At 35.2% G+C, this 21,983-nt stretch carries 15 protein-coding genes and 1 CRISPR repeat array; all 15 genes read left to right on the top strand.

Translation table 11 applies throughout. The features are described 5' to 3' along the window. Positions 1-86: 86 nt before the first annotated feature. The 15 genes from HXT50_RS01650 to cas2e all read left to right on the top strand — a co-directional run bounded on the left by HXT50_RS01650 (position 87) and on the right by cas2e (position 21,128). Positions 87-1,655: a type I restriction-modification system subunit M gene (locus HXT50_RS01650; RefSeq protein WP_421776944.1), complete on the top strand. Its 1,569-nt coding sequence runs from the start codon at positions 87-89 to the stop codon at positions 1,653-1,655. Continuing rightward, entirely contained in the window at positions 1,655-2,677 is a 1,023-nt protein-coding gene (locus tag HXT50_RS01655) for a virulence RhuM family protein (RefSeq protein ID WP_421776945.1), read from the top strand. Before HXT50_RS01650 ends, HXT50_RS01655 begins: the two co-directional genes overlap by 1 nt. Next, complete coding sequence (locus HXT50_RS01660) at positions 2,670-3,827, top strand: restriction endonuclease subunit S (RefSeq protein ID WP_421776946.1); 1,158 nt, start codon at positions 2,670-2,672, stop codon at positions 3,825-3,827. Before HXT50_RS01655 ends, HXT50_RS01660 begins: the two co-directional genes overlap by 8 nt. Before the next feature lie 20 nt (positions 3,828-3,847). Continuing rightward, a complete protein-coding gene (locus tag HXT50_RS01665; RefSeq protein WP_421776947.1) occupies positions 3,848-7,009 on the top strand; it encodes a type I restriction endonuclease subunit R in 3,162 nt (1,053 codons plus the stop codon). 70 nt (positions 7,010-7,079) lie between these two features. Next, positions 7,080-7,988: an ABC transporter substrate-binding protein gene (locus tag HXT50_RS01670; RefSeq protein ID WP_421776948.1), complete on the top strand. Its 909-nt coding sequence runs from the start codon at positions 7,080-7,082 to the stop codon at positions 7,986-7,988. Positions 7,989-8,297: 309 nt separating this feature from the next. After that, positions 8,298-8,609 (top strand): P-loop NTPase fold protein, encoded by a 312-nt coding sequence (locus HXT50_RS01675; RefSeq protein WP_421776949.1) that lies wholly within the window; start codon positions 8,298-8,300, stop codon positions 8,607-8,609. Positions 8,610-8,611: 2 nt separating this feature from the next. Beyond that, positions 8,612-10,579 carry a KAP family P-loop NTPase fold protein gene (locus HXT50_RS01680; protein WP_421777139.1) on the top strand — a complete coding sequence of 656 codons (1,968 nt, stop codon included), beginning with the start codon at positions 8,612-8,614 and terminating at the stop codon, positions 10,577-10,579. A gap of 574 nt (positions 10,580-11,153) precedes the next feature. Next, a complete protein-coding gene (gene cas3, locus HXT50_RS01685; RefSeq protein WP_421776950.1) occupies positions 11,154-13,991 on the top strand; it encodes a CRISPR-associated helicase Cas3' in 2,838 nt (945 codons plus the stop codon). A gap of 3 nt (positions 13,992-13,994) precedes the next feature. Beyond that, entirely contained in the window at positions 13,995-15,665 is a 1,671-nt protein-coding gene (locus HXT50_RS01690; RefSeq protein ID WP_421776951.1) for a type I-E CRISPR-associated protein Cse1/CasA, read from the top strand. 22 nt (positions 15,666-15,687) lie between these two features. Continuing rightward, positions 15,688-16,302: a type I-E CRISPR-associated protein Cse2/CasB gene (gene casB / locus HXT50_RS01695; RefSeq protein WP_421776952.1), complete on the top strand. Its 615-nt coding sequence runs from the start codon at positions 15,688-15,690 to the stop codon at positions 16,300-16,302. A gap of 94 nt (positions 16,303-16,396) precedes the next feature. Further along, entirely contained in the window at positions 16,397-17,485 is a 1,089-nt protein-coding gene (gene cas7e, locus HXT50_RS01700) for a type I-E CRISPR-associated protein Cas7/Cse4/CasC (RefSeq protein WP_004106698.1), read from the top strand. Between the two features lie 58 nt (positions 17,486-17,543). After that, on the top strand, positions 17,544-18,419 hold the full coding sequence (gene cas5e / locus HXT50_RS01705; protein ID WP_421776953.1) for a type I-E CRISPR-associated protein Cas5/CasD: 876 nt from the start codon (positions 17,544-17,546) through the stop codon (positions 18,417-18,419). After that, complete coding sequence (gene cas6e / locus HXT50_RS01710; protein ID WP_004106694.1) at positions 18,420-19,067, top strand: type I-E CRISPR-associated protein Cas6/Cse3/CasE; 648 nt, start codon at positions 18,420-18,422, stop codon at positions 19,065-19,067. Positions 19,068-19,102: 35 nt separating this feature from the next. After that, the gene (gene cas1e, locus HXT50_RS01715) at positions 19,103-20,044 is read left to right on the top strand and encodes a type I-E CRISPR-associated endonuclease Cas1e (RefSeq protein WP_421776954.1); all 942 of its coding nucleotides are present in this window, start codon (positions 19,103-19,105) and stop codon (positions 20,042-20,044) included. A 1-nt stretch (position 20,045) separates the two neighbouring features. Further along, positions 20,046-21,128 carry a type I-E CRISPR-associated endoribonuclease Cas2e gene (cas2e, locus tag HXT50_RS01720; RefSeq protein ID WP_421776955.1) on the top strand — a complete coding sequence of 361 codons (1,083 nt, stop codon included), beginning with the start codon at positions 20,046-20,048 and terminating at the stop codon, positions 21,126-21,128. A gap of 102 nt (positions 21,129-21,230) precedes the next feature. Beyond that, a CRISPR array of direct repeats spans positions 21,231-21,625; the repeat unit is 28 nt; unit sequence GTCTTTCCCGCATACGCGGGGGTGATCC. Positions 21,626-21,983: the final 358 nt, after the last annotated feature.

The raw sequence follows: 21,983 nt of genomic DNA on the forward strand, positions 1-21,983 counted from the left end.
CGTCGGGCTTTTTGTGAGACGCAGGGTATTGATTTCAGTGCGTTGGAAGCAGAATGGACTAAATAGCTGGAAGGATGAATAATATAATGGCCTTAGATAATAAAAAAGAACAGGAACGTGACGAACTTCACCGTGCTATATGGGCAATTGCAGATGAACTTCGTGGTGCTGTAGATGGTTGGGACTTTAAGAACTATGTGCTTGGCACTATGTTCTATAGATATATTTCCGAAAACATTACTAACTATATTAACGCAGGTGAAATTGAAGCCGGCAATGCTGAATTTGATTACGCACAGATGTCTGATGACGATGCAGAGGAAGCAAGAGAAGGACTTGTTCAGGAAAAAGGTTTCTTTATCCTTCCTTCTGAGCTTTTCTGCAATGTAAGGGCAAAAGCTAAAGATGATGAAAACCTTAATGAAACACTTGAGAAGGTATTCCGTCACATAGAGGAATCTGCAAAAGGCAGCGAATCAGAATCCGACTTTGCGGGTCTATTTGATGACTTCGATGTCAACAGTAACAAACTTGGTTCAACAGTTGCAAAGAGAAACGAAAAGCTTTGTAAACTTCTTGATGGTGTTGCTGATATGAATCTTGGTGATGTTAAGGATCACGATATTGATGCATTCGGTGATGCTTATGAATACCTTATGACAATGTATGCAAGTAATGCAGGCAAATCTGGTGGTGAATTCTTTACTCCTGCTGATGTATCAGAACTTCTTACAAGACTTGGTACAGTTGGAAAAACAGAAATCAATAAGGTGTATGACCCAGCCTGTGGAAGTGGTTCGCTACTTTTAAAAGCTGAAAAGGTACTTGGTAGAGATAAGGTTCGTAATGGTTTTTATGGGCAGGAAATCAATATTACAACCTATAATCTTTGTCGTATAAATATGTTCTTACACGATATCGATTTTGATAAATTTAATATTGCTTGCGAAGATACCCTTATAGCTCCGGCGCATTGGGATGATGAACCTTTTGAACTTATCGTTTCAAATCCTCCATATTCTATTAAATGGGATGGTGATGATAATCCATTACTCATAAACGATCCTCGTTTTGCACCTGCAGGAGTTCTTGCACCAAAGAGCAAGGCTGACCTTGCATTTATTATGCATTCACTTTCATGGCTTGCATCAAATGGAACAGCTGCGATTGTATGTTTCCCAGGCATTATGTACCGTGGTGGCGCTGAAAAGAAAATACGAAAATATCTTATTGATAACAACTTTGTAGACTGCGTTATTCAGTTACCTTCTAACCTTTTCTTTGGTACGTCAATCGCCACCTGCATTATGGTGATGAAAAAGAACAAGGCAGATAATAAAACGCTGTTTATCGATGCAACAAACGAATGTATCAAGGTTACGAACAATAATAAACTTACTCAAGACAATATGGATAAGATTGTGAACTGCTTTGCAAATCTCAGTGAAATTGAGCATTTCTCACATCTTGCAACATATGATGAGATTTCTGAAAATGACTACAACCTTTCTGTATCAACTTATGTTGAAGCAGAGGATACAAGAGAAAAAATTGATATTACGGAGCTTAACGCGCAAATTGCATCGATTTGTGCTCGCGAGCAGGTACTTCGTGATGAGATTGATAAAATCATCGCTGAAATCGAGGTGCAGTGATGGAAAATGATTTTAATTTTTTAGTGTATCAAACCGCTGAAGAAAATGTTTCAGTCAATGCACTTGTGAAAGATGAAACAATTTGGCTTACACAAAAAGCAATGGCTGAATTGTTTGATGTCGATAAATCTTCCATAAGCAGGCACTTGAAAAATATTTTCAATGAGGGTGAGCTTGACGAAAAAGTGGTTGTTGCAAAAATTGCAACAACCACTCAACACGGAGCAATCGAGGGAAAAACGCAAAGCAAAGAAACGCAATTTTATAACCTTGATGCAATCATATCTGTTGGTTACAGAGTAAATTCCAAACGGGCAACAAGGTTCAGAATCTGGGCTACCGGCGTTTTGAAAGAATATATGATAAAAGGCTTTGCTATGGATGATGAACGCTTGAAGCAGGGCAAAACAGCCTTTGGGAAAGACTACTTCCGTGAACTTTTGGAAAGAGTTCGTTCAATCCGTGCGAGCGAAAGACGAATCTGGCAGCAAATCACAGACATCTTTGCGGAATGTAGCATTGACTATGATAAAAATGCACAGATTACCCATGATTTTTATGCTATGGTACAAAACAAGTTCCATTTTGCAATTACCGGGCAGACTGCGGCAGAAATTGTCTATACTTCTGCTGACAGAACCAAAGAAAATATGGGGCTTACTACTTGGAAAAATGCTCCGGACGGACGCATTTTAAAATCAGATGTGGTCGTTGCAAAAAACTATCTGAAAGAAAAACAAATTCGTCAACTGGAGCGTGCCGTAACAGGCTATTTCGACTATATTGAAGATTTGATTGAGCGAGAAAATACCTTTACTATGGAGGAGTTTGCCGCTAGCGTGAACGAATTTCTGGCGTTTCGCCGATATGATATTCTGCGGGATAAGGGGAAAATATCCGGTAGATTGGCAAAAGATAAAGCGTCGGCTGAATATGAAGAATTTAACAAAGCACAGAAAATCACCTCTGATTTTGATAAGGCGGTCAATCGAATGTTGAAAGCAGGTGAGCAAAATGAGTAAATTAGATGAGCTGCTTGCGGAATTATGCCCGAATGGGGTGGAGTTTAGAAGAGTTGATGAAATCTGCGACATTTCTAGGGGAAAAGTAATGTCCAAAGATTTTATACAAGCGAACGAAGGTGAATACCCTGTTTATTCTTCGCAAACAGAAAATGACGGAGAATTGGGGCGTATTTCTTCTTATGCATATAATGGAGAATATCTTACTTGGACTACTGATGGTGCGAATGCCGGATCGATATTTTATCGAAAAGGAAAATTTAGCATAACCAATGTTTGTGGTCTTTTAAAAGTTAATACAGATGATGTGATAACAAGATTCATTTTTCACACATTACAAGTTGAGGCTCCTAAATATGTAAATAAAGGAATGGGAAACCCTAAACTGATGAGCAATGTAATGGCAAGGATTAAGCTTGCTGTACCTCCGTTGGAGGTACAACGTGAAATTGTCCGCATTTTGGACAATTTCACGGGGCTTACAGCGGAGCTTACAGCGGAGCTTACAGCTCGTAAGAAACAGTATGAATATTATAGAAATGAATTATTGACCTTTGATATTTCTATTCCGTTTGTTCAGCTTTCTGAATTGTGCGATATTGGTGATGGACTCCACGGCACTCCTAAGTACAACGATGACGGTGAATACTATTTTATAAATGGAAACAATCTTTCAAATGGAAGAATTGTATTCGATTCTAAAACAAAAAGAATAAGCAACGATGAGTATGAAAGAATCAAAATTCCATTCGGAGAAACATTGTTGTATTCCATTAATGGAACGATTGGTAACATTGCATTGTACAATAATGAAAATATTGTACTGGGAAAATCCGCAGCATACTTTACGATTACTTCTGACAAGTTGCTTCTGAAATACTTATTTTATATTCTCCAGTCAAAACAAACAATGTCATATTTTGAAAAGAATCTAACCGGTTCTACTATAAAAAACTTGGGACTTAAAACTTTAAGGGACTATAAAATAGCTTTGCCTTCTTTGGATGTCCAGAAACGCCTTGTCAATGTTTTAGATAACTTTGACGCAATCTGCTCTGACCTTAACATCGGTCTTCCTGCTGAAATAGAAGCACGTAAAAAGCAATACGAATTTTATAGAGATAAGCTGCTTTCTTTCAAACAATTATAATCTCAAGAGGAGGTGCCTGTATGCCATATTTCAATATAGTGGCAGCTACAAGTGAAAATACAGTTGTTACCGAATATGAGCCTGTAAAGGCACGTTCTAACAGCTATCAGTCAGAATCTGAACTGGAAAAAGAGTTTATTCGTATGCTCACGGAACAGGGATACGAATATCTTCAGATACACACAGAAAAAGATTTCCTTGCCAATCTTCGTACTCAGCTTGAGAAACTGAATAGTTACCATTTCTCTGAGACGGAATGGGATAGATTTTTCAAAGATTCCATTGCCAACCAGAATGAAGGAATTGTAGAAAAGACTCGTAAGATTCAGGAAGATAATGTTCAGGCATTAAAGCGTGATGATGGCAGCACAAAAAATATTACTCTTATTGATAAGAAGAATATCCACAACAACTTTTTACAGGTCATCAATCAGTACGTTATTGGAGAGTCTGACGGTGCAAAGCACGATAACCGCTATGATGTTACGATCCTTGTGAATGGTTTGCCACTTGTTCATATAGAACTTAAACGCAGAGGAGTGGCTATTCGTGAAGCCTTCAACCAAATAAATAGATACCAGCGTGATTCTTTTTGGGCAGGAAGTGGTTTGTTTGAATACATACAAATTTTTGTTATCTCTAATGGAACAAATACAAAGTACTATTCCAACAGCACACGTTTCAATGCTATAAAGGATTTTAATGCTGCAGCTACTGCCAGGAAAGGCAAAACAAGCAACAGCTTTGAATTTACATCCTTCTGGGCGGATGCAAACAATCGCGTTATTCCTGATTTGATTGACTTCACAAGAACATTTTTTGCAAAGCATACGATTCTTAATATAATCACCAAGTATTGTATTTTCACTTCTGAAGATATGCTTATGGTAATGCGACCATATCAGATTACGGCAACGGAGCGTATTCTTAATCGTATTGAAATTGCTAATAACTATAAAAAATATGGTGATGTTGCAGGTGGCGGTTATATCTGGCATACAACAGGTTCTGGCAAAACACTTACGTCATTCAAAACTGCAAGACAGGCGTCACTTCTTCCTTACATAGATAAGGTTCTCTTCGTAGTTGACCGTAAGGACTTGGACTACCAGACTATGAAAGAATATGATCGTTTTGAAAAGGGTGCAGCTAACAGTAATACTTCTACTGCCATTCTTAAAAAGCAGTTGGAAGACAGCGATGCTCACATCATCATTACGACTATTCAGAAACTTGCAACATTTATTAAGAAAAATAAAGACCATGAAGTATACAACAAGCACGTTGTAATCATTTTTGACGAATGCCATAGAAGTCAGTTCGGTGATATGCACGCAGCTATTGTAAAAAGCTTTAAGAAATATCACTTATTCGGTTTCACAGGAACACCAATCTTTCCTGCAAATACAGCAAGCTCCCGTAATACGCAGTTCTTTACTACAGAGCAGACTTTTGGCGACCAGTTGCATACATATACTATTGTTGACGCTATTAACGATAAGAATGTTCTCCCGTTCAGAGTCGACTATGTTAAGACAATGGATATGGATGAAGATATCGATGACGAACAGGTATGGGATATTGCTCGCGAAAAGGCAATGATGGCTCCTGAGCGTATCAAGCTTGTGACGGAATATATTCTTAACAACTTTGATAGGAAAACATATCGTGGTGATAAAACATATATTTACAACACCCTTACCAATATTTCAGAAGTTGCATCCGGCAAGAATAGTGCTGTAGAAGAAATCAAGCAGAAACAACGAGTAAGTGGATTTAACTCAATCTTTGCTGTTGCCTCTGTTCCAATGGCAAAATTATATTATCAGGAATTCAAAAAACAGATGGAGGCTGACCCTACAAAGAAACTTCGTATCGCTACAATTTTTAGCTATGGTGCAAATGAAGCTGAATATGACGAAGGCTCAAGCGGTATTCTTGATGAAGAAAATTCAGAAGATACATCAGCACTTGACCAGTCATCAAGAGATTTTCTTGAAATGGCAATCAAAGATTATAACGAGATGTTCCATACGAACTACTCTACAGACAGCGACAAATTCCAGAACTATTATAAAGACGTTTCTCTTCGCATGAAGAACAAGGAACTTGATTTGCTCATCGTTGTAAATATGTTCTTAACAGGTTTTGATGCCACAACCTTGAATACATTATGGGTTGATAAGAATTTGAAGATGCACGGACTCATTCAGGCATTTTCAAGAACGAACCGAATTCTTAACTCAATTAAGACTTTCGGTAATATTGTATGCTTTAGAAACCTTCAGAAACGAGTAGACGCTGCTATTTCACTTTTCGGTGATAAGAATGCAGGTGGTATCGTTCTGATGAAAGGTTTCAAAGATTACTACTATGGTTATGAAGGCATTGATGGAAAGCAGTATCCAGGATATATGGATATGATGGATGATTTAACATCAAAATTCCCACTTTCAGAGCCACAGATTATAGGCGAGCAGAATCAGAAGGGCTTTATCTCCCTATTTGGTGCAATTCTACGCATGAGAAATCTATTGTCTGCATTTGATGAATTCGCTGGCAAAGAGATGATTTCTGAGCGTGATTTGCAGGATTATCTTGGCAGGTATCAGGACTTGCGTGATGAATGGAATGAAAAACGCAAGAAAGGTGAAAGCACCGATATTATTGATGATATTGTCTTTGAAGTTGAACTTATTAAGCAGATTGAAATCAATATCGATTATATCCTTATGCTTGTTAAGAAATATCACGATAGTCACTGTGAAGATAAGGAAGCCCTTGCAACAATCAGGAAAGCTATTGATGCCAGCCCTGAACTTCGTAGCAAGAAGGCTCTTATTGAAACCTTTATTGCAGGAATTAATGATGTTGAAGACGTTATGACAGAATGGCATGACTATGTAGCCGAAAAGCGTGAAGAAGAACTTGTTCAGATTATTAAAGATGAAAAGCTAAAGGAACCTGAAACAAGAAAATTCATCGAGAACGCATTCCGTGATGGTGAAATTAAAACAACAGGTACGGATATAGATAGACTTATGCCTCCTATATCTCGTTTCGGCGGTGGCGACAGAACTACTAAGAAGCAAGGTGTCATTGATAAGCTGAAATCATTCTTTGAGAAGTTCTTTGGTGTTGGTGGCTCATTTACTACTAATGAACCGAATACTGTGAATTAAGCTGATGTTGTTTCAAATAAGTCATCGCTGATGGTAGCTGAAGATACTGCAACTTATGGAACGAAGAAGGATGGTGAATAATATGGGAAGTATTGTTTTAGAATTGCAAAATGAAATCGTTTCATCGAATTGTGATGTTGTTAATGTGTTACGCAGAGCACATCTAATAGCATCAAAACTAAAACTTACTGATTTCGATAAGTGGATTCAATATGAATTAAACGGTTATCCTGACTCAGAATCGTGTCCAGAGTATAGAAAAGTTCGAGGTATTTTAAAGGCATTCAATCCATATCGTGGATGGATACCCACTTTAATACAAGATAACAAAGTCGAAAAAATGATTTGCGAAAGGAAATTGGTAAACTCTATTTCTGAAATCATATCCTTGTGTGAATCGTCGAAAAATGTTTTGACATTAGAATTTTCTGGAGAACAACTTGCATTGCTTGATAAAATGTTTGATTCTCCACTGCCAATGAGATATGCACTTCACGTCACAACAACTGCTGTAAAAGATATTGAAGAAAAAGTTAAAAATACTATCTTGGAATGGACACTAAAGCTAGAAGCAGAAGAAATTGTCGGAGAAAATATGACATTCTCTAAGAAAGAAAAAGATCGTGCAATCAATATTCCTCAAACGGTTAATAACTATTACGGAAATACAAGTGTTATTAATTCACCATCTGACAATGTTCAAATCGTATCTGGTAGCGAAAACACAGTTTCATTTTCATATAGTAAAGTTAAAGATATAATCACTGAAGTTGAAAAAAGTATTAGTGGATCAGATTTATCAAAAGATGACATGGAAACGGCAGTTGAATTATTAAATGATATTAAGTCAAAAATCGAAGAAGAAAAGAAGCCGCATATTCTAAAATCTGCATTAGTCGGATTGAAAGATTTTTTGATTAATGCAGGTGCTAATGTTGCGGCTGAACTTATTCAAGCCAAAATGCAAGGTTTGTTCTAATTAATCTTACATACCATTTTGGCCTATAACCCATAAATCCTATGCTAAAAAATATACTTATAGAATGAAAATTGCGAGGGATCCCCTCGACTAACAATCTGACGTAAACGGCAGCTGCGAGGCCCTCGCGTTGCATTCATTCTAGCTTTATTTTTTATAATATAAAATTTTGTGTTTATAAATTTATAACCCAATTTATGAAATATTTAATATTGTAAGAAAACTAAATAAAGGATAATTTTGCATAAATTATTAGAATATAAATTAGTATGCAAAATGCTGTAATTAAGTAAGTATAGGGGGAAATATATGAGCTACATCGCAGATAAACCTATTGAAAAAGTTGATGATGATTTATTAGGAAGATCCGATTTTGCGAAACAATTTGGGAAATCGATTTGTGAGTATGATAGCAAAGATGGTCTTGTAATTGGCTTGTATGGTAAGTGGGGAAGTGGTAAGACATCTATTATAAATATGGCAATATCTGAGATTTCAGTATACGAAGATGATGCCCAAAAAGTAGAGAATGAAAAAAGGTATTCAAAATTATACAAAAGAATCAAAGAACTTTTTACCGCACAAAAAGTAAAGAAGAAAATAAAAAGCATAATCCAATAATTATAAAATTTTCGCCATGGAATTATTCTGACAAAAACAATTTAATTAGTTTATTCTTTCATGAATTAAAGAATAAACTAAGTGCTGCTAAAGGAGAAAAGCACAAAGGAAAAATCAGAAAGGCTATAAGTCAATATTCCGATATTATTGACGTGCTATCAATAATTCCAGCAGTTGGGCCTGCAATCGTTCCTATATTAAAAACTACATCCAAAGTAGCAGGTACTAAACTGATGAAAAATCCTAGTTTGGATGAGGCTAAAGAAAAACTGTGTAAGTCGCTAGAAGATTTTAACCGCAAAATAATTGTTTTTATTGATGATATAGATAGATTAACTACTCCTCAAATTAAAGATATTTTCCAATTGGTTAAACAAGTAGGCGATTTTCCTAACATCATTTATGTGCTTACGATGGATAGGGAAATTGTTTGCGATGCTTTGTCTGAATATCACAATATTGATGGAGATGAGTATTTAAAGAAAATTGTTCAAGTTTCTTTTGAAATTCCTGAAATTGATAAAACAACAGTGCATGAAATATTAAGAGATCGTCTTAATGATATTGTTCATAAAAACAAGAGTGAAGAAGAATTTGAAAATAGAAAATATTTTGAAAAAGTACTCAAAAACTGCGTAAATCCATATGTAAACAATATAAGGGATGTAAATAGATTACTTAATGCTTTTCGCTTCAAATATGGCGCTTTATGTAAGGAAACATCATTTGCTGATTTATTAGCCATTACTGCTATAGAAATTTTTGAGCCTAAGTTATATGACTGGATTTTTGATAATTTAATCTATGTATGTGGATCACAATCATATAACGATTTAAACAAATATGAAAAAAGAACCTATGAATACTATGAAAATGAATTCAAACAGTTAGGATTAAATTCAGAATCATCTATGCGAATGCTTATATTGATGTTTCCTCCATTTGCTAGGTCGATTCATTACATTGGCGAATATTCTCATACAGATGATTTGCAACTTTTAAGAGATAATCGCATCGCATCTGTTGCAAAATTCGATTTATATTTTATGTTCGATATAAATAGAATTAAGGTTTCAAGAGAGAAAATTTATGATTGTTTGTATAAATATGATAAAAATCTTTTAATTAGTACTGTTAAAAATATTAATTCACAAGGCAACCTTGACTATTTGTTAAGAAACATGAAGTCATTGTTTAACAAAGAACATTATGAGCGTTTTAAGTTCGTTGTATTTACGCTTGTAAATTTGTATGGAGAATTTGTAAATAAAGTAACAGAAAAAAATGAGATAAATAATATTTCTGATTCAGTATATGAATTTGTACTCTATTTTATTCAAACAATAGACTCTGAATGTAAACGTTATGAAATAATTTATTCTATTCTTAAAAATTCTAATAAATCTAATCTTGGACTTTTTGCATATATTCTTAATCAAGAAGAAAGTGCATTTGGGAGATTTGATAATAAAACCGAGCGTACAGATTTGCAATACGTTAGCTTAAAGCATTTAGAATATCTCGAAAAAATTTATATTGATAAAATTAAACTCATTGCAAAATCTGAAAATTTGTTAAATATGGGATTATTTAGCAAAGTATTTTATTTGTGGGAGAAAATTGATAAAGAGGGAGCTGAAAATTATATTAAAATAATATTTAATGATAACGTTAGTAAGCTTAAATTTATCTGCACTAAAACATATTTATTCCGTGATTTGGATGGTTATGGCTGGGATATTGATTTAAAAAGTTGCTCAACTTATATTTCTAGAGAAGATCTTTACAATGAAATTAAAAATTTCGCTAAATATCATTTAGATGAATTTACTAAAGAAGAGCAAATAATATTAGCGTCGTTTGTACTAAATTATGAAAATAATAATGACGAATTTAATCATGCATCTGAGAATGAAGCGCTGCAACTCATAGAAAAGTGGAACTCTGAAAGCAATATAGCAAAGAAATAAATCATATTGGGCACTAGCACACTGCAGTTAGTGCCCAATATTTTTTGTCGCTATCAACTAACCGGGAAATATTTAAAAAAAAACACCTATACGCAAATATCAAAACTGTTTCCTTAACGCAACAATTTTGATACGCCTGTGTTATGTCTATTTTTGTGAATGACACTCTTCTTACGCATTAAACATCTACATCTACATCTGCTTTACTTGTGCATTAGTTATACCACTTTGAACAATTTTAAATTTATACTACAAACGGATTAACTGAATACGCACAAGATCTAAATTAAGGAATAACAATAACCAAGAATCACAATAACAATGCTATTGATGTATAATCGCTTTTGATAGAGTTTCCCGCATACGCGGGTGTGATCCTTCTATGTTTCGTGTTCTATCGTCTTTCTCGCATCGGCGAGGCAATTACTTGAGCTTCAAATGCATGCAATACGTTTGAAGCTCAACTAGTTTAGTAATAAATATGCAACACAATCTTTCTTAAAGCTCTTATTAAGAGTATATTTGCCATTATTTAATAATCATTGTGGATTAGGAAAATGGAAAGACTGTGACCATGAGTTGTAATCACGTTGTTAATTCTGCATTATGGGGTAAAAAGAGAGAAGTTAATGGAGTAATGCAATGGCTTCCTCTTGCTCAACATCTTGAGGATACTGGAAATGTTATTGGTCAATTATGGGATCATTGGCTTAGCAATGGTCAGCAAAGATTGATTGAAGCCTCATTGAGCAAACATGTTGATGCAAGAAAATTATCTCAATTTTTAGGATGCATACATGATATTGGCAAAGCTACTCCCGTTTTTCAGTTTCGAAAATCGTATTCAAATTCAGAAGATTTAGATATTGCGTTAAAAAATAAGTTAGCTACTGTTGGTTTTACAAATATTGATTATTTTATTGATAATGCAGAAAATTGGTCGAGTAGTCATCACACTATAACTGGTCAAGCTATTCTTTCTAATGCTGGAGTTCCTGAAGGGATTTGTGCAATAGTTGGAGCTCATCACGGTAAGCCTTTAGATAATGATTCTGTTTATAAAAGTAACGAATCTGCGTATGCTGACCATTACTATCAAAGTGAAATTGAGAGTGAAAATAGTAAATTATGGAAAAAATTGCAGAATGATATTTTGGATTGGGCTTTAGAAAGAAATGATTTTTCTAATGTAGATGATCTTCCAGAAATAAGTGAGCCAGCACAAGTTTTGTTGTGTGGACTAGTAATTATGGCTGATTGGATTGCTAGTAATGAACACTATTTTCCGCTTATTCCAATAGAAAAAGACTTGATTGAAAATCAGGAAGAAAGATATAGAAAAGGTTGGGAAAAGTGGCTGCAACATGGTTCTAAAGACGTATGGGAATCATTAAATTGTTGTAGCGATGTTTCGCAAATATACAAGCATCGTTTTGGTTTCTTGCCAAATAATATTCAGATAGCGTTGCGCGATGCTATTTCTCAGTCTAAAGAGCCTGGAATTTTTATTCTTGAGTCTGCAATGGGTTCAGGAAAAACAGAAGCTTCTTTAATTGCTGCTGAGCAATTAGCAAATCTAACCGGAAGAAGCGGAGTATTCTTTGGTCTTCCTACTCAAGCAACTTCTAACGAAATGTTTAGGAGAGTTGAGGATTGGCTTAAAAGCGTGAATCGTGATTTTCAAGGTGAAATTGGTTTACGTTTAGTTCATGGTAAAGCTGAACTGAATTCAGATTATGCGCATTTGCCGCATGGAATGCAAAATATGAATGATGGCTGCGAAAGTACTTCTAATAGTAATGATGTAAATAATAATGGAGTAATACTTAATGATTGGTTTACTGGACGAAAAACCGCAATGTTGGATGACTTTGTGGTTGGTACAGTAGATCAATTTTTGTTAGCTTCGTTAAAGCAAAAACATCTTATGCTACGTCATTTGGGCTTAAGTAAAAAAGTTGTAATTATTGACGAAGTGCACGCTTATGACGCTTATATGAATAAGTATCTTGAAGAATCTCTTATTTGGATGGCAGCATACGGTGTTCCCGTAGTGTTACTTTCTGCTACTTTACCAGCCAATCGTAGAAAAGAACTTATAAAAGCCTATATGTGTGGGTTATCGGGATTTAATTGGAGAGAATGTGATAAATCTAATGTTGATTTTGAAACAAATAATTATCCTTTAATCACATACAGTGATAAAAACTGTGTAAAACAAAAATTTATTAAAAATGATGCTAGTGATAATAAATCTGTTTCTGTAAGAAAAATAACAGACGATAGATTACACGAATCACTTGTTAGTGAGCTTAAATCTTTGTTAAATAATGGCGGTATTGCTGGGATTATAGTAAACACAGTTAAAAGAGCTCAAGAAATTTATAATGCGTGCGTTGATGAATTTAGTGATGACGAAGTTATACTTATTCATTCGCAATTTATTGCTACTGATAGAGTTAGAAAAGAACAACAGATTTGCAATATGATTGGCAAGAATGCTCATAGACCGACTCGTGCAATAATTATCGGTACCCAAGTATTAGAACAGTCGCTTGATATTGATTTTGATATTTTGTTTACTGATCTCGCTCCTATAGATTTATTACTTCAACGTGCTGGTAGATTACACAGACATGCGATAGAACGCCCAGATTCTTTTAAAAAACCAATTTTATATGTGTTGGGAACCAGTGAGCGTTATGAATTTGATAAAGGTTCAGAATCTATTTACAGTAAATATTTACTTATGAGAACTCAATACTATTTGCCAGATGCTATAAACATGCCTAAAGATATTTCTCGATTAGTGCAAATAGTTTATGGAGATAATCCTTTAGAGTTACAAGAAGATTTGAAAGATGTGTATGCTGCTGCAAAAAGAGAACATGATTCGGTCAGAAATAGTAATGAAAGTGCTGCAAAAACATATAGAATTGAAAATCCAAAATCAGAAATCGGTAAAAGATCTATTGTTGGCCTGTTGAAGAATCCAATTACAAATGAATCTGATGAATTTGCATGTGCTCAAGTTCGTAATAGCGGTGAATCTATAGAAGTTATTGCTGTGAAAAAAGTTGGATCTGGCTATGGAACTTTCCATGATTGTGAAGATATTTCGCAAAATATTGATGATTCAGAAGTTGCAATGAAACTTGCTCAAGAAACAGTAGGATTGCCGTGGATGTTTACATTAAATAATAATCGCATTGAAGAAACGATTAACGAACTGGAAAGAATACGTAAGCAAAAACAGTTCCAAAATTGGGATAATCAGCCTTGGCTACGAGGGTCTTTGGTTTTACTATTCGATGAAAATAATATTTGCGAAATATCGAAATATAGAGTTGTGTATTCTGAAAAAAGTGGTATTGTATGTATTAAGAGTTCGGAAGAAGACAGAAAGGAATAAAAGGTGAGCAGGTTTAATCTACTAGATGAGCCTTGGATTTCCGTCATTGTAGACGAAAAAGGCCACAATAAGCTCGTATCAATGACAGATGTGTTTAAGCATGCATCTGAATATAAAGCTCTTGCTGGCGATATGAAAACACAGGACTTTGCATCGCTTCGCGTTTTACTTGCTGCGCTTCATACTGTTTTTTCTCGATATGACATTCAGGGAAATTCTCGTGAATTTGATTCAGGTGAAGATAATGAAGATGATTTCAATGAAGAAACAATGGATATTTGGCGCGAAGTTTGGAATTCAAAAAAGTTTCCAGATGCAGTTTTCAAATATTTAGAACAATGGCATGATCATTTCTACCTTTTTGATGACAAATATCCATTTTTCCAAGTACTTAAACAGGATATAGATAGTAAAAAGCTTGGTGGTAAATCTCCTAGTGAGATATCTGGTAAAAATATAAATCGATTGATTTCTGAAAGTAACAATAAAATAGCCGTATTTTCTCCAAAAGATAATGTTAATAACAACAAATCGTCACTTACCGAACCACAATTAGCAAGATGGATTATTACCTTACAGTCATACGCTGGATTAGCAGATAAGACCATGTTTGGTACGGAAAAATATAAGGCTTCTAAAGGTTGGCTTTTTGATTTAGGCGGTATTGAGATAGTAGGAGCCAATTTATTTGAAACTCTTATGCTCAACTGTGTAGTTGTTGGCGAAGCGCAATCTCCTGAGAAAAAACAAAAGCCATGTTGGGAATATTCAGGAACAGAAAATATTGAAAATTCGTTTTACGATACATTTATTGACAATATTTCCCAGCTTTACACTCGCTGGAGTAGGGCAATATATATAAATCCTGATACTAGTATTGACAAGCCAATATCGGTTTCTATAGTGAAACTTCCTGATATTAATCATAAAAATGCTTTTATTGAACCAATGACAGTATGGCAGTATAACAAGGAAGGTGAAAACAAGGACAAATACACTCCAAGGAAGCATAGAACAGAAGAATCTATGTGGAGATCATTTGGACTCCTTACATCGCAAGAATTATATGATGGGAGTGTAAAAAATCACAAACCAGGAATTATGGAATGGCTTAACAAAATTAAACATGATATTACTGGTTCTTCTATTTCACTGCAAGCCATAAGTATGAAAGATGACGGCAATGCTACATCTTGGGTTCCTACAGATGAAATATGCGATACTCTGTATATTGATGAAGTCGTAGTAACTGATAATGCTGACGATGGATGGGTATACAGAATTAACAATGAAGTTGAGTATACAAGATCTGCCGTAGGATTCATTTACAAGCAATTTCTTCTCGACATATGTGAAATACGCAATAGAAATAAAGATGATGCAACTAAATATTCTGCTAGATACATTAGTCAGGCTTATTTCTTAGTTGATCAACCGTTTAGAGAATGGTTAGCAAATATTAAACCAAAAGATTCAATGAATGAACGTTGTACTCAATGGAGAAATACTTTGCATAACATACTCATAGATGAGGCAAAAGGAATGCTAGAAAATGCAACATTGCGCGATTTTACAGGTAGACCATCTGATCAAAGCGAGAAAGAATCTACAAAAAATATAATTACAGCTTACAACATTTTTACTAGTCGATTAAAAAAATTATCAAGAAAATAAAATACATAGAAAGGAGGCTATTATGGCTGAAAATCAAAGCAAATCTATTGAAGTATCAAGCGCTGTCAGTAAAATCATAAATCGATGTTTGAATGGCGCAGATATTGCATCAAGACGAGCTATGCTTGCTCAACTACGTCACACAATTGGTAAGCCATTAAGTCAATCAGTAGAAATATGGCCATGGATATTAAACAATGTGCCAGAAAGCTTCATAGATAAATATGGTGAAGTTAGCTACCAATTGCGAGCTGTTATAAACACTTTGCAAATATACGCATTGTACGAGCAAAGTTATGTAGAAAAATCAAGTTATAAAGATTTGAACAAATCTGAAGATTCAGAAAAAGAAAAATCTTATAACAATATGGGAACAGCTTTAAGAACACTAAGAAGTGATGAAGGCGTACGTGGGGCGATGGATAGACGTTTTAGTGTTATGATTACCGCAAGCGATTATGAGAGTTTTTACTACTATCTTCGTCAATTAGTCCGATTGCTAAAAAGCAGAACGAAAGAAAATAAGCAAGCAATCGATTATTCTAAACTTGCGCGCGATTTGTATTTGCTTCAGTTTGAAGATTCAGAAAAAGTAAGACTTTCATGGGCACAAGAATATTATCGCTTAAGCAAGTAGCAATAACTTTTTAGCAACATCACATATTTTAAAAATTACATATTTCAAAAACAACGTTATTAAACAATTAACTAAAATTTAGAAAGGCAAAACAATGAACGCTCATTTATTCTTAGATATTCAAGCAATCCAAACTGTTCCACCATGCAATATTAATCGCGATGATGCTGGCAGTCCAAAAACTGCTCAATATGGCGGTGTAACTAGAACCAGAATAAGTTCTCAATGCTGGAAGCACTCAATGCGTGAATACTTCAAAGAGCACAGCGGCGACTCTAATGTTGGAATACGAAGCAAAAATATTGTTAAATACGTTGCCGATAAAATCATTACGTTAAAACCAGAATTATCTGAACAAGAAGCATTAGATTTAGCAGATAAAACGTTAAATACTGCTGGAGTTAAAACTAAGACAGATAAGGGGGAAACAGTTCCTACAGCAAAAGCTTTATTCTTCTTAGGCGAGACTCAAGCAAATTCTCTAGCTCAAGCAGCAATCAATAATGTTACTGACAAGAAGCAACTGCAAGAAATCTTGAGAGATAATCCGCCTATTGATATTGCGTTATTCGGTCGCATGCTTGCAGACGATCCATCGCTTAATGAAGATGCTTCTTCGCAAGTTGCTCACGCAATTTCCACTCACGCTGTTCGTGCTGAATTCGATTACTATACTGCTGTTGATGACTTATCTACTGAGGATAATGCTGGAGCTGGAATGCTAGGCACAATAGAATATAATTCTTCAACGCTGTATCGTTATGCAAATGTTGCAGTACATGAATTTAGCCATCAGTTGAGCGATAACAAAGAATCTACAATTAATGCTCTTAGACTCTTTATTGAAGCTTTCGCTAATGCAATGCCTACTGGCAAAGCAAATACTTTTGCTAACCAAACTTTGCCGCAAATGCTTGTGGTAACTTTAAGAGATGACAGGCCAGTGAACTTGGTTAGTGCATTTGAAGATCCAGTAAAATCTAAAGACGGATATGTCTCAAAGTCTATAGATAAGCTATCTCAAGAATACGAGAAAGTTCAAAAATTCGTCCATAAGCCACTTGCATCATTCTACGTAACAATGGATTCTTCAAATGAGAATCTTAAATTAGGAGTGGAAGAGCAAAGTATGCAGCAATTGTTAGATGATTTTTCTTCTAAAGTCTCCGAATTTCTTCAGTAAATTCCTTAATAAATGACACTTATTGGATGATATTTAGTGTTTAACAGTTAGGAAGCTTATGAAAAGTTTATTACTGAAGTTTTCTGGACCGTTGCAATCATGGGGTACGGATTCGCATTTTGAGACTCGTCACACAGACTACTATCCATCTAAAAGTGCTGTAGTAGGTATGATTGCTGCAGCTTTTGGATATAGAAGAAGCGCAGATTGTGATGAGGAGATTGCAAAGCTTAATGATTTGGATTTTGCAGTACGAATAGATCAGCAAGGTAATTTGCTTAGAGATTATCATATTGCTGCAAAATATAAGCCTAATGGTGATTTTGAAAAAAATTACGTTACAAATCGTTACTATCTAGAAGATGCTATATTTCTTGTTGCAATAGGATCCGACAATGAGCAACTTATTCAAAGTATTAACGATGCGTTGCACTCGCCGTATTTTCAATCTAGTTTAGGTAGAAGATCGCTGCCTCCTACAGCTGATTTTATTCTAGGCGTAGAAGATTGCGGAGTAATTCAGGCTCTATTAACGCATGAGTGGCTTGCAAACAAGTGGTCTAAAAAAAGATTTAATACTTCTAGACTATCTGGAGCATCAGAGTCTTCGAATGAATCGCACAATGAGATATTTATATCCCTATACGCTGATTCTGATTTAGTAGATAAAGCTGCAGCAGAATTAGTTAAAGACGATACTAGCACTTATAAAATTCAGGAATCAGTTCGTAGATTGCGCAAGGATTTCGTTAATTCTTTCTCTAACAAGGAAAGAAAATTCGGATTCCGTTACGAGTCAAAAATGGAAATACCTATTAAGAGAATTCTCCACAATAATTCGGATTCGGAAGGTATTTCATCGGATAGTAAGCATGTGAAATCTACTAGAGATTTTATTGCTGAGCATGATGCTTTTTCTGGATTGGAGTCTTAAATGTCTTATTTAAGCAGAGTTGAAATTGATTATAAAAAGCCCTCATCATTGAGAGATCTTAAATCTGCCGGAGCTTTCCACAATTGGGTTGAGCAAAGTTTCCCCGACGAATGGGAGAATCATGAAAGAAGCCGAAAACTATGGAGAGTTGATGTTCTGCATGGAAAATATTACTTGCTTATCGTAAGTGATTCTGAACCAGATTTGCAACGTCTAGAGATGTATGGTGTTTCCGGAACAGCGTCAAGTAAAACTTATGATAAGTTTTTAGGCTCACTGATGAATGGCATGAGAATGCAATTTCGTGTGACGCTTAACCCTGTTGTTTCTATTTCTGATACTGCTGAAACTCGCACTACTAGAGGTAGGGTAGTACCACATGTTACTTATGATCAGCAGATGAATTTTTTGCTTAATCGCGCACAAAAATTAGGTTTTTCGTTGAACGAAAATGAATTCGCTATTGTTGAACGCGGATATAGCTTATTTACAAAGTCAGAAAAACCTATTCGATTAAGTAAAGCTGTTTATCAAGGTATTTTAACAATTAGTGACGCAGACATCATGCGTAAAACACTGTTAGAAGGAATTGGCAAAAAGAAAGCGTATGGCTTTGGAATGATGACAGTAATTCCTTTAGACAATTAAATAAATTACGCTATTTTATTAAAGGCTGTAACAGTATGAAAAAGAAATTCGGTGCCAAAAAAGCTGAAATACCAGAGCTTCCACGTATAAGCGACAGAGTGAGTTTTATATATGTAGAGCATGCGAAAATTAATCGTCTTGATAGTGCTGTTACAGTCTTTGATGCAAATGGAACTATAAGAGTTCCTGCTGCAATGATTGGCGTTTTACTTTTAGGTCCTGGCACTGAGATTACTCACAGAGCTATGGAATTACTTGGAGATGTTGGCGCAAGCATAGTTTGGGTCGGAGAGCATGGGGTTCGCAATTATGCTCATGGTAGAGCATTGTCAAGAAGCTCAAGATTATTGGAAAAACAAGCAAAACTTGTTACTAATAGTAGATCAAGATTGAACGTTGCGAGAAAAATGTATCAAATGCGTTTCCCTAATGAAAATATATCGTCATATACTATGCAACAATTAAGAGGTAGAGAAGGAGCTCGCGTAAGAAGCATATATAGGGAGATGTCTAATAAATACAATGTCCAATGGAATGGTCGCGATTATAAAGTCGATGATTTTGAAAGTGGCACTGTTGTTAATCAAGCGTTGTCTGTAGGTAATGTATGCCTTTACGGTTTAGTACATAGCATAATATCTGCTTTAGGTTTAGCACCTGGATTAGGGTTCGTGCATACCGGACATGATCTTTCTCTTGTATACGATATTGCAGACTTATATAAAGCTGAATTAACTATTCCTGCATCTTTTGAAATTGCTGCTCGGTGTGAATCCGACGATGACATTGAACAGTTAATACGTTTGAAGATGCGCGATTGCTTCGCAAATTGCAACATAATGTCTCGTATCGTTAATGATATACAAAATCTTCTTGAAATCCCGATTGACAACCAAATTACTGTTGATGTAATACATCTTTGGGACGATAAGGAACATCTAGTAGCTTCTGGCGTAAATTACAGTGAGGTAAATTGAGATGCCGTTGACTGTGATTACAATGACGAACTGTCCACTATCTTTAAGAGGTGATTTAACTAAGTGGATGCAAGAAATTGCTACAGACGTTTACGTTGGCAATTTTAATAGTCGAGTTCGAGAAGAATTATGGAAGCGCATAGAAGATAGTGTTAGCAACGGTGCTGTAACAATGAGCTTTTCTTCACAAAATGAAATTGGCTACGATTTTAAGACTATCCATTCGCATCGTGAAGTGGTTTATTCAGATGGATTACCTCTGGTACGTATTCCAACAGTTTATACATTAGAAAACGATATTAAACATGGATTTAGCGATGCAGCACATTTTCATAATGCAAAGAAATTTTCAAATATAAGGCATAAAAATATTAATAATACTCCTTCTAGCACAATTGAAAATAATCTTGCTAATGAAAATATTAGTTATCTAAGTTATGATAATGCTTCTCAAACTGCAAAATTTACTACGGATGATGAAGAGATAACTTGTACCGATTACTGGAAGGATTTTATAGATAAAATAGATAAAAATTTTGTTGTAATAGATTGCGAAACTACAGGTTTAAATAGCAAAGTTGATAAAATTATCGAAATTGGAGCCGTTAAGTTCATTGATGGGAAAATTGAAGAATTCCAGAAATTAATAAATATTAATTGCGATAGCGTTAGTAATTTTAACAAAAATAATTTTATTCCTAATGAAATTATTGAGCTAACTGGTATTACATCCAACATGCTTGAATCTTATGGTGTCAGATTAGATTTAGCATTAAAAGAATTTATTGATTTTGTCGAAAAATTACCTGTACTTGGATATAACGTACAATTTGATATGTCATTTTTAAATTCTGCTTTATCTTCATTAGATGAAAGATTTGATCATTCTCTTTCAATTAACAAAATTTTTGATATTTCTCGTTTTGTAAAGAAAGAAAAGAAATTTTTAAAAAACTACAAATTAAAAACAGTGCTGCACGAATACAACATTGCTGAATCTGTTCCACATAGAGCTCTTCTGGATGCTAGATTAACAGCGCATCTTGTTTTTAATTTGACAGAATTGTTAAAATTTCTTGCATAATAGTAGAATTGAAAGTGATACGCAATAATGATAGCTTTGAAAAGTAAATAATTTTTGCTGTTTAATCTTGGAAAAATAGCTATTTTATTGGGATTTTTAAAGGTCTTTCCCGCATACGCGGGGGTGATCCCTATAGCGTCTTGGAGCGCACTGCTTGGTTTGGGTCTTTCCCGCATACGCGGGGGTGATCCCTCATCGCAGAAGGCAAAAATCCAAATGACATTGTCTTTCCCGCATACGCGGGGGTGATCCCGGATTACGTCGTTGCATTTTTACGGCTCATAGGGTCTTTCCCGCATACGCGGGGGTGATCCTCTTCGCCGACGCCTGCAATGAGAACTCGCCAGGTCTTTCCCGCATACGCGGGGGTGATCCTAAGACGCGTTCTACTCTTGGACTTGGTTTAATGTCTTTCCCGCATACGCGGGGGTGATCCTTACAGGCGCGGCACTGTGAAGCCGTCAGATATGTCTTTCCCGCATACGCGGGGGTGATATCAACACCATAAGGGTTTTTATTAAAAAATTTCATTTCTACATTTTCTATGATATACTAAAGGAAAGCACAGAGCGCAGGTGCTAGCTACGCTCCATGCAATCCGCTACTTGCCTTTCTTTATGGCATATAGCGCGGCTATTGAAGTAATTATGACGCCAATGATTGCAAACACTTTATAGGTGACGTCAATAATTGTGAGTATGGTCACGCATTGCCGAGCGCTATGACATAACTGAATAGTTAAAGCATAGCTCGCGAAGGCAATGCGTGTTTTATAGCAAGCGTAATAAAGTGCGAACACTTTAACAATTACTGTAAAACACAACATATAAATCTCAAACACTATACGACCTGCTT

It is taken from the genome of Gardnerella sp. KA00243, assembly GCF_049244105.1.
GTDB classification, from domain to species: domain Bacteria; phylum Actinomycetota; class Actinomycetes; order Actinomycetales; family Bifidobacteriaceae; genus Bifidobacterium; species Bifidobacterium leopoldii.